13 protein-coding genes and 1 pseudogene are annotated in these 9,581 nt (G+C 65.9%); 7 read left to right on the top strand and 7 right to left on the bottom strand.

The window, feature by feature from the left end; all coding sequences use genetic code 11:
* The first annotated feature begins 172 nt into the window (after nucleotides 1-172).
* The 3 genes from DSP71_RS19935 (at nucleotide 173) to DSP71_RS19925 (ending at nucleotide 2,465) form a co-directional block, all read left to right on the top strand.
* Nucleotides 173-655: a hypothetical protein gene (locus tag DSP71_RS19935; protein WP_051498841.1), complete on the top strand. Its 483-nt coding sequence runs from the start codon at nucleotides 173-175 to the stop codon at nucleotides 653-655.
* Nucleotides 656-873: 218 nt separating this feature from the next.
* Nucleotides 874-2,124, top strand: coding sequence for an MFS transporter (locus DSP71_RS19930; protein ID WP_062765650.1), 1,251 nt, complete (start codon nucleotides 874-876; stop codon nucleotides 2,122-2,124).
* Entirely contained in the window at nucleotides 2,121-2,465 is a 345-nt protein-coding gene (locus DSP71_RS19925; protein ID WP_036289360.1) for a metalloregulator ArsR/SmtB family transcription factor, read from the top strand. Before DSP71_RS19930 ends, DSP71_RS19925 begins: the two co-directional genes overlap by 4 nt.
* An 83-nt stretch (nucleotides 2,466-2,548) precedes the next feature.
* Here DSP71_RS19925 and DSP71_RS19920 read toward each other — a convergent pair whose 3' ends face one another.
* The 7 genes from DSP71_RS19920 to DSP71_RS19890 form a co-directional block, all read right to left on the bottom strand.
* The gene (locus tag DSP71_RS19920) at nucleotides 2,549-3,544 is read right to left on the bottom strand and encodes a cytochrome c oxidase assembly protein (RefSeq protein WP_082758459.1); all 996 of its coding nucleotides are present in this window, start codon (nucleotides 3,542-3,544) and stop codon (nucleotides 2,549-2,551) included.
* A 49-nt stretch (nucleotides 3,545-3,593) separates the two neighbouring features.
* Nucleotides 3,594-3,929 carry a DUF6804 family protein gene (locus tag DSP71_RS19915; protein WP_036290874.1) on the bottom strand — a complete coding sequence of 112 codons (336 nt, stop codon included), beginning with the start codon at nucleotides 3,927-3,929 and terminating at the stop codon, nucleotides 3,594-3,596.
* Nucleotides 3,926-4,468 carry a signal peptidase II gene (locus DSP71_RS19910; protein WP_051498892.1) on the bottom strand — a complete coding sequence of 181 codons (543 nt, stop codon included), beginning with the start codon at nucleotides 4,466-4,468 and terminating at the stop codon, nucleotides 3,926-3,928. The genes DSP71_RS19915 and DSP71_RS19910 overlap by 4 nt, the downstream gene beginning before the upstream one ends.
* Nucleotides 4,469-4,470: 2 nt before the next feature.
* Nucleotides 4,471-4,620 (bottom strand): hypothetical protein, encoded by a 150-nt coding sequence (locus DSP71_RS22570; RefSeq protein ID WP_157544391.1) that lies wholly within the window; start codon nucleotides 4,618-4,620, stop codon nucleotides 4,471-4,473.
* A gap of 275 nt (nucleotides 4,621-4,895) precedes the next feature.
* Nucleotides 4,896-5,909 carry an NAD(P)-binding domain-containing protein gene (locus DSP71_RS19900; protein WP_036290868.1) on the bottom strand — a complete coding sequence of 338 codons (1,014 nt, stop codon included), beginning with the start codon at nucleotides 5,907-5,909 and terminating at the stop codon, nucleotides 4,896-4,898.
* Nucleotides 5,906-6,571 carry a thioredoxin domain-containing protein gene (locus DSP71_RS19895; protein WP_036290865.1) on the bottom strand — a complete coding sequence of 222 codons (666 nt, stop codon included), beginning with the start codon at nucleotides 6,569-6,571 and terminating at the stop codon, nucleotides 5,906-5,908. Before DSP71_RS19895 ends, DSP71_RS19900 begins: the two co-directional genes overlap by 4 nt.
* Before the next feature lie 87 nt (nucleotides 6,572-6,658).
* Nucleotides 6,659-7,120 (bottom strand): hypothetical protein, encoded by a 462-nt coding sequence (locus DSP71_RS19890; protein WP_147251417.1) that lies wholly within the window; start codon nucleotides 7,118-7,120, stop codon nucleotides 6,659-6,661.
* Between the two features lie 256 nt (nucleotides 7,121-7,376).
* Here DSP71_RS19890 and DSP71_RS19885 point away from each other — a divergent pair, with 256 nt between their 5' ends.
* From DSP71_RS19885 to DSP71_RS24410, 4 genes and pseudogenes are all read left to right on the top strand, one after another.
* Nucleotides 7,377-7,754: a BlaI/MecI/CopY family transcriptional regulator gene (locus DSP71_RS19885; RefSeq protein WP_036290860.1), complete on the top strand. Its 378-nt coding sequence runs from the start codon at nucleotides 7,377-7,379 to the stop codon at nucleotides 7,752-7,754.
* Nucleotides 7,751-8,578, top strand: coding sequence for a M48 family metalloprotease (locus DSP71_RS19880; protein ID WP_231477277.1), 828 nt, complete (start codon nucleotides 7,751-7,753; stop codon nucleotides 8,576-8,578). Before DSP71_RS19885 ends, DSP71_RS19880 begins: the two co-directional genes overlap by 4 nt.
* 261 nt (nucleotides 8,579-8,839) lie before the next feature.
* A complete protein-coding gene (locus DSP71_RS19875; protein WP_231477275.1) occupies nucleotides 8,840-9,091 on the top strand; it encodes a heavy-metal-associated domain-containing protein in 252 nt (83 codons plus the stop codon).
* Nucleotides 9,088-9,581, top strand: a pseudogene (locus DSP71_RS24410) (cytochrome c oxidase assembly protein); the annotation flags it as partial. The gene DSP71_RS19875 and the pseudogene DSP71_RS24410, both read left to right, overlap by 4 nt.

Here is a 9,581-nt window from a genome sequence, read left to right as displayed (position 1 = left end):
CTGCAGGGCGTCGGCGTCTCCCTTCTCGCCATCGGCGGATGCATCCTCGGAGCGCTCCTATGGATGCGCCACTTCCGCACCGGCCCTCTGGAATGGGCCATCCGCGGCCGATGGCTGGAACTACGCCCCGGAGCGTCCCCATGACCCACCACGACCGAGGAATGCGACGACGATGACTACAGTGACGAGCACGCCAGTCCTTCGCCGCACATTGCGGTGGAGTGCGGGGATCACCGTCGGCCTCGCCTTTGTCGGGGCTTGCATCGGTTGGCTCCTTGCCGCAGAGCGGGGTCTGATCAGCGCGATCACCGGAGTCGTGCTGACCGCCGTCTTCTTGGCAATCACCGCGATCAGCCTGCTTGTCGCGAACCGCTGGTACGGCTCGCCGCTGTACGTGCCAATCTTCTTCGCCATCGTCCTCGGCAGCTGGCTGGCGAAGTTCATCCTGTTCTTCATCACGCTCACCCTGCTTCGCGGTCAGAATTGGATCGAGCCGATGATCTTCTTCGTCGCCGTCGTGATCAGCGTGCTCACCACTCTCGTCCTCGACACGATCATCCTGCTGCGATCGGGGCTCGTGCGCAGACCGGGCTCCGGTCACGGACCCGCAGACCCCATGTCCTCCGGGCAAGCACGCGCGTCCACGCGGACTTGACCGGGCTCACAACCACCGCAGGGAACCGGCCTCTCCATCCAGCCTGACGCTCCCGCCCGCCTGCCTGACCTGGTCAACAGAAGATCCCCATGCGGCAGGGCAGCCCCTCCCCACAGGAGCGCAGACGGATGTGAGTCGTCCGCGAAGTGCGCCTGCCGTTGCGGAGAGTGCTAAGGTTGCATCGTATCTACGCAACTATGCAGGTAACGAGGTTTGATGTGTTGAGTGTGCTGCGGGAGTCTCGCTACCGCAATCTGTTCACCGCTCAGGTGGTGGCGCTGCTGGGAACCGGGCTGCTGACCGTCGCGCTCGGCCTGCTCGCGTACGACATCGCCGGGGCTGATGCCGGGGCGGTGCTGGGCACCGCCCTGACGATCAAGATGGTCGCGTATGTGGGCGTGGCGCCCGTGATCGCCGCTCTAGTGAATCGGCTGCCGAGGAAGGCCGTACTGATCGGGGCGGACGTGATCCGCCTCGCCGTCGCCATCTCTCTGCCGTTCCTCACCGATATCTGGCAAATTTACCTGCTGGTGTTCATCCTGCAGTCCGCGTCGGCGACGTTCACCCCCGCGTTCCAATCACTAATCCCCGTGGTTCTGCCCAACGAACGCGACTACACCAAGGCGCTCTCGCTGTCCCGTCTCGCCTACGACCTCGAAGCACTGGTGAGCCCGTTGCTGGCTGCCGCGCTGCTGAGCGTGATCGAGTTCAACCTGCTGTTCGTGGGCACCGCGGTCGGCTTCGCCCTCTCGGCCGTGCTCGTGCTGGTGACCCCGTTCCCCTCGCGCACACCCGTCACGACCACAGGATCGGTGTGGCACCGCACAACCCTCGGCGCAAGAATCTTCGCCAGGACGCCAAGCCTGCGGTTCCTGATGGCGATGAACCTCGTGGTCGGTGCCGGCACCGCTCTGGTGCTGGTGAACACCGTCGTCTACGCCCGAGACGTGTTCCAGTTCGACAACAGCAGCCTCGGATTCGCGCTCGCCTGCTACGGCGCCGGGTCCCTTCTGGTCGCGATCAACGTCCCGAGACTCGTGGAACGCATCGGCGACCGTCGCCTCATGCTCACCGGAGCCACTGTCAGCTCCCTCGCCCTCATCGGTGCAGTGGGAATGACCGCTTGGGCGACGTCGGCCGCCGGGGGAGGTGCTTGGTGGCTGTTGCTCCCGTTGTGGCTGTTCATCGGCGCAGGGAACTCGATGATCAGCACCCCCTCTGCGCGACTGCTCGCTCGCGCATCGGATGACAACACCCGCAACTACATCTACACGGCGCAGTTCTCCCTTTCCCACGCCTGCTTCCTCATCACCTACCCGCTGGCCGGATGGATCGGCGCCGCAAGCCTGACGGTCGCGGCCGCGGTCCTCGCCGTGATCGCCATCGTGGCGGGGCTGATCGCCAGCCGCGGATGGCGATCCCCGACGAACACACCGAAATCGATTGAACAGGAGAAGATGGCCTCATGACCAACTCGGACAGCACATGCGCTCGGCATCCCGACAGCCCCTATGTAGAACTCGCCGTCGAAATCTTCTCCATGCTCGCCGACGCCACGCGGGTCCGCCTCATCCTCGCGCTCCGCGACGGAGAGATGTCCGTCAACCACCTCGCCGATATCGTCGACAAACACTCGACAGCTGTCTCGCAACATCTCGCGAAGATGAGACTCGCCCGCATCGTCACCACCCGGCAGGAAGGAACCCGGGTCTTCTATCGGCTCACCGACGAGCACGCCGTAGCCCTCGTCGACGAAGCGCTCAAGCAAGCCGAGCATGCCATAGGAACACCGCACCACCACCAGGCGTGATTCAGTACGGAGAAGCCCGGTCAGAGTCCTTCCGCGCTATCGACCACTGCCCCTCTCCGGCGGTCGTACTGTCGCCGGAGACCTCAAGCACTTGGTCGACGTGAGCGCGGAGGAACACGCTGAGAGAATGTCGGAACCGGGCCGATGTCCCGCTCGCGAAGTTTCTGGAGGTACGCGTTGTAGTCGTCCAGTTCGGATGATCCGTGGATGTCAACGTACCGGTCCTGTGCCTCGGATCGTGCGGTGTCTTCCCGGAACCATCGGTGCATGACGTAGATCAGCATGAGGAGTGTGGGGGCCTCGCCGTACGACCAGGCGAGTCCGCCGGCGAGTTGCTGGTCTTCGATGGGGTCTAGTCCCATGGCTTGCGTGGGGGCGACGAAGTGGGTGATGAGCATCGTGGTGGCCATCATGAGGAACACGCCGAAGAAGGCGTGCAGGGCTGCTTCGGCGAACACGTCGAGGGCGCGACCGCCGTGGCTGAGGCGGACCGGCAGCGGGTCGGAGCTCAGGATGGGGATCGTGAAGATGACTCCAGCGCCGAGGAACGCCACCTCGAGGGCGATGTGTCCCGCGGTCGAGCCCAGGATGGAGTCTGCGAAGCCCGCGAGGTATAGGCCGTAGAACGCGGCGAGATAGAGAGGGAGTGCGGCCCATGGGCTCAGTGCCCAGCGCGCGAGTCTACTGCGCAGCCCCGCTTGGGCGACGGCGAGCGCGGTGCGTCCCATTCCCACGTGCGGGGTGGCGCGGAGCAGCAAGGTGCCCGGGGATCCCAGGATGAGTAGCGGCGGAATCGCCATCATCAGAGTGAGTTGCTGGAACATGAACACCGACATGAGCGCGTAGCCGTAGTTCTCCACGGCGAGACCGGTCGTCGCCGCTAGGAGCGCACAGCCGATGAGGAAGCTGAGCGTGCGCCAGACCGACCAGCGTCGACGCCGCACCCACATGCGCACGGCCCCGGCGATGTAGAGAACCGCGAGCAGCCCGGCGAACACGGGTAGCACCGGAAACGCCCCAGGAACCACGGCGAAGTAGTCCGGGAAGGCGGGTGCGACGTCGGGGATCCACGGAGTCATCGACGGGTCCCCTCCGGCCCGTCGATGAGCTGAGCGATGAGCACCGACATCAGGGTCGGGGGAACTTGATCAGGCCTCCCGCCACCAGGAAGACGACTGCTGCCGCGGGCTGGATCCCAGTCCAGACAGGTCCGGCGAACGGGAAGGGCATCACCGGATTCCACAGGACGGCGATGGCGACGAACACGGGGATCCACCACCAGTGGCGCGCTTGCACGGCGAACCATCCGACGATCACCGCGAGGATCGACGTGGCGTAGAGCACGACCGGGGCCCAGTCGCTTGCCAGCAGCACGGGGGCGAGGAAGAGTACCGCGGCTGCGAGCAGGCTCGGCGCCAGAGCATTCCGCTGATATGTGGAAGGGGTCCGCTTCTTCTGCGTCATGATTTCTCCATACGTTCGCTCATCTCCTCTGAGGCCAGCGACGGAGTGGGTGCAGCGTTCTCCTCTGCGCCGTGGCGGCGCCGAACAAGCCCGATGGCCAGCACGATGGCACCGACGCCCAGCGCCACGTCTGCCAGGTTGCCGATGAAGAGGTCTGAGTAGGCGAGGAAGTCGGTGACGTATCCGCGACCGAATGCAGGGGGTGCGAAGAGACGGTCCAGGACGTTGCCGATGGCCCCGCCGAGGACGAACCCGATACCGACCGCCCACCAGGTGGTGCGAGAACGGACTGCACTCACGAACAGCACGACCGTCACCACGACTCCGATTGCGGTCAGCAGCGGCGTCGCTCCGGAACCGAACGACAGGATGGCACCCGGGTTGAACGCGAGTTGCAGCCCGAGGAGGTCTCCCAGCAGCGGAATGCGCTCCGTGGTACTCAATTGCGCCAAGGCGACAGCCTTCGACACCTGGTCGATGATGACCGTCGCGCCGGCGACGGCGAATGCAAAGGCGTACTTCGGCACCCGTGCGCCCATCGTCACGCTCCCCTGTCCGTCTTGGCCACGGCACGGTCCCGGCGGCGGCGCTTGCATCCGGCGACGGCGACACCGACAGCACCAGCCACGAGGACGAACCCCATGCCGGTCACAAACAGGATGCCGAGGAACCCGAGATCGTCTCGCTCCACCGGCCGCTCCCCATTCTGCCGTTGGGGGTGGTCGTCGGACTCCGTCTCTTCGACCGTCGGCGACGGCGAGGGGGGTGAGGTCGGCCCGGGAGCGGAGGACGTGGTCGCTGGTGCGACATCCCCAGCGGCGGACGCTGAAGCAGCAGGCGACACCAGCAGAACCGTCGCGGCGATCGGCAGCACGCACGCGACGGTGACCCACGCATACATCCTCACGGCTATCGGATGTTTCATGTGTGATCCTCGTTTCGGTTAGTGGTGTCGTGCGAGCGTGTTCAGGGGCGCTTCATGATGTGACGCGCTATCGAGATCGCGTCACGGCGTGCGCCGGCGAAGGTGTCGGCGTCCCGGCTGCCGTAGGTCGGCATACCCACAACGAACAAACCCGGGACGCCCGTGGTCCCGCGCTTCCCACGACCGGATGTAGCATCGAGTACCCTGCGGGGAAGCCATCCGTCCGCGGGCCGGTATCCGGTCGCGAAGATGATCGATTGCGGAGCGATTCGCCGGCCGTCGTCGAAGACGATGTGCGCTCCGTCCGCGGCGACCGCCGCAGACACCACGTCGATACCAAGCTGCGCCCATTCTGGATCCAGCGAGAGGGCCGCCGCGCCTCTCGCGTCTGTACGACGTCGCCCGACGAGGCGCCGTATCGGTCGACCTGCCGAGGCATACGTCGGTCGGGAGGACAGCGTGACGCGGTGCGTGCTGCTGAGTTCGCGTGCGATCTGCTGGCCGCTGTGACCGGCTCCGACGACCAGAACGTCGCCGCGGGGAATCTGACCTGGTCCGTGATAGTCCGCGCTGTGAACCATGATCCCCGGCACCGCGGCACCCACCGCCCACCCCGGAGTCCGAGGTCGAGCCGCCGCCCCCGTCGCGCAGACGACGTTGCGCGTCTGTACCGGCCCTTCATTCGTTGACAGGAGGAGAGTCGAACCGTCTCCCAGACGTTCCACACCTGTCGCTCTGATGCCCCACATCGTCGTGACCCCCAAACTCGACTCGACGTCGAGGAGATGCTGTTCGATCTCGCGCGGTGACGGGCGTCGATAGGGGTCACCGGTGAGATGCTGGCCGGCGACCGTGCTGCGGCCGGCCTCGGTCAGGAGTTCCATGGACGACCAGCGGAAGGCCCACGAGCGTTGCCCGTCGGGGTTGCTGTCGATCACGGCAAAATCCCGTTGCGGCTGCAGGCCCGAACGTGAGAGTTCGGCGGCGACAGAGAGACCGGCATGGCCGGAGCCGACGATGATCACTCGACGGTGAGAGAGCCCCCGGAGTTTCATGTTCGCTCGCCCGCTGAGACAATCGCAGTCTCCAGGTCGTCGTAGCGCTCGAGCGTGATGGCGTCGCCGTTCACGAAGAACGTCGGAGTTCCGCTCACTCCCAGTGCCCGACCGTCGTTGTAGTCGAGATCGACTCGTGCGACCGTTGCGGGATCCGAGATCGCGGAATCGTAAGCGGCCATGTCCAGGCCCATCTCCTCCGCGAAGCCTCGGAACAGGCTCGCCCGCGATTCCGGGGCTTCACCCCACTCGGCCTGCGTCTCGAAGAGCTTGCGATACATCTCTTCCAGGCGTCCCTGCTGCGCCGCCGCTTCGGCGGCGAATGCGGCGTTCCTGGAGTTCAGGTGCCCCGGCAGAGGGAAGTAGCGGATGACGTAGGTGATCTCGCCGTCGTATCGCTCCCGAAGGTCTTCAACCACGGGGTAGAAGGCACCGCAAGCCTCGCATTCGAAGTCGAGGAACTCGACGACCGTCACCGAGCCGTCTCCCCCATCGTCGAGAACGCGTGAGTTCTCTCGCAGGACCTGTGCCCTGGAACCTCCGTCCTCAGATCCTGGCGGCGAACCGTTTCGCTGGTTGATGAGGACGACGATCACCGCGACGATGATCAGAACGATGGCGGCGGCAAGGGCGACGAGACCGGCTTTCACGGCGGGTTTCATCAGGTACTCCAAGGACTGTTGACACGGTCGAAGATCGAGCGAACGCTCGATGGGGTGCACGCCCGCGAGGCGCGGCACTCCGAGATGTCAGGTCCGCGAGATGCTGAGAGTCGCCAGAGTCAGCGAGGTCCGCCTCAGCGCATCGGGCTTCGAAATAGCACTCGTCCGCGAATGAGCGAGGCCGCTCTCCGCCACCACTGCTGTCGCGCGCCCGAGTAACCGGTACAGCATGACCGCGGCGACGAGCCCGCAGAGAACACCAAGGACGCACAGCACAGCCCCCGCGACCGGGTCCGCCTGTGCTACGCCCGTCGCAAACTGCGTCACCATGCCCGCCGATCCCGCACTGGTTGCATCCGAACCTGCGACATCGGTTTCAAGAGACGACCCGGCTGAAGTCGACGCAGCGGCGACGTCGGCGCTGTAGTAGTCGGCGGCACCAATGGCGAAGATCAGCAGAAGCGTGAGACCGATCATGCCAATAAGCCGCATCATCATCTCACTGCGTTCCAGTCGCCCGGCACAGGCGAATCGGAGTGAGCGGAACACGCTTCGATTGTAGTCATTTGCTCTGGCGCTTCCTTTGAATGAGCCGTAGTCATGCGCTCGCGCTGCACGTTGCGATGACTGATCAGCATCGCTCCTGGTTGGATGAGTGTGTCCTCGTCGCCCCCGCGCATTCCTGCCAGGTGCGACGCCACCCGGTCCGCTACATAGTCGACAACTCGTCCTCTCTGCCAGTTGTACCGTCTCCGGCATGGCCGTACGCGCCTGCTGTGCATTAGCGTTGGTGCGGAGGTGAGCGATGACGGGTGCACGGACCAGGGAGTGGGGCGAGCTCGAACGTGAGTTGCTGCGACTGCTGCGGGGACAAGGGGAACTCGTTAGCGCTCGCCAGCTGCAGGAGTTGTTCTCGGGGCCCGTACCTGCATACACGACGTTGATGACCGCACTCACCCGACTGGAGCGCAAGGGACAAGTGCTGCGCATCGAGCAGTCGCCTCGGAAGGTGCGTTTCTCAGTACCGCGACCGGATGGCAAGGACGCGGGCGCGTCGATGATCTCCACGCTCGACCAGGCGGAGGATCGGAAGGCCGCGTTGCTGGCATTCGCAGGCAACCTGGACGCACAGGACATCGCACTGTTGCGGTCCGTGTTCCCCGACACCGGCCGCCCACGGTGACGGGCGAAGGCCTGCTGCTTTTCACGGCAGCGTCCGCGGGCGCCGCGGTGTTGACGGCGGTGTTGAGCCCGCTGGTGCTGACGGTGGGACGGTGGCAGTTGCTGCACCCGCGGGCCGCGCTGACCGCGTGGTTCGTGGCGTTCTTCCTCGGGCTGAGCTTGGCCGCCGCCGCAGTGGCGGGTAGCGTCATGGCGGCCGTGACCGTCTCGGAGGTGGCATCGCACGGCCAGGCTGTGCTGGTGACGGCGGGCGGGTGGTTGGGCCTGGGGGCTTTCGGGGCCGTGATCGCGTTCGTGGCCACATCGGCTGCGGATTCGACCGGCGCCGAACAGTCGAGTCAAGTAGCGGCGGCGCTGGCCAAATCGCGGGAGGAGCGGGGCGGGTTCACCCTGGTACGGTTCCGCTGCGACCAGCCCATCGCGTGCGCTGTCCCCGGGAAGCACCCGGAGATCCTCCTCTCCACCGCGATGGAGGAGACGCTCACCGTATCGCAGCTGCAGGCGGTCCTCGCACATGAGTACGCGCATCTGCGGCAATGGCACGGGTGGGCGGTCCGGATCGCGCAGATCAATGCGTTGTGCCTGCCCCGCGTGCTGCCGGGGCGCGCACTCCAGCGCGCCACCGTACTGCTCATCGAGTTGGCCGCAGATGACGCGGCCGCCCGGCAGGCGGGCGCCGCGCATCTTGCCAACGCGCTGACTGTGCTCGCGAACACGACCGGCGATGAAAGTATGCACCTGCGTGCCGTGCGCCTCACTGCTCGCCGATGGCCGTCCGCAGGGCGGCGGCGATTGCCGCAGGCGATTCGGATCCTTCCCACCTGACGAAGGACGCAGCAGATCGCATCGAACAGCTCCGGACGACAGTGGCAGCGCTCGGAGGGAAACCCGCCATCGGTGGCGTGGTCGCGCGGACGTCCAGACAAGCACCGCGGCAGGCGCGACTGTCCGCAACTCACCCTCGCGCCACCGGTTCCGGTGAGGTGGCAGCGATCGACTCGGTCCGGCCGAGAACGCCTGTCGAATCCGCCGGCTCCAGGTTTCGTCCTGACCGAACGATCTTGGACATCTTGTAGAGTTAGTGGGGTGCGTGACGGGAAGGACGTGATGGGTATGGATGAGTCCGAGCTCGTGGTGAACGGGATGACCTGCGCACACTGCGAGCGGACGCTGCGAACCGAGCTGAGCGAGGTGCCGGGGGTCGTCGGGGTAGACGCGGACGCCACGTCCGGCCGGGTCCGGCTACAGCACACGAGCCCGGTGGAACGCGCCGCCGTCGAGTCGGCGGTCACGGAGGCCGGCTACACGGTGCTGTCATGGACGACCGACCAGTTGTGACCGTCGCACCCCCGCCCGCACCCGACGTCGCACCGGTGTCCGACCCGCCGGTCAAGCATCTCAGCCGGTGGCCGCTGATTCTGCTCACCGTCCTCGTGGTGATGTTGTCGGTGGCACCGGCGGTCGCGACCACGATCCTGGCCGGCGAAGCCCCATACGACCGGATCTTCGTCAGCTTCCCGGGGCTGGATGTGGGGATCTCCACCGCGGCCGGACAGGGGATCGCGGACCTGTCCTCGACGGTCACGGTCGGTGCGGTGCTATGGATTCTGTTCTTCCGCAATGTGCGCGGGCGAGATGCGTCCCGGGTGGGCGGGTCGATCGAGCTGACCGTGCTGCAGGTCGCGTCCGCGGCGTGGGCGACATCGGCCGGCGCGATGGTCGTGTTGGAGATGCTAGACAGCAGCGGCATCCCTTTCTCCCGACTCGGCGAGCCGGGTGCGATGTCGTTCCTGTACGACGCGAGCGCATTCCCGCGAGCCTGGACGGT

This window comes from Microbacterium sp. H6 (assembly GCF_003314775.1).
GTDB classification, from domain to species: domain Bacteria; phylum Actinomycetota; class Actinomycetes; order Actinomycetales; family Microbacteriaceae; genus Microbacterium; species Microbacterium oxydans.
This window is presented reverse-complemented; position numbering and strand designations above follow the sequence as displayed.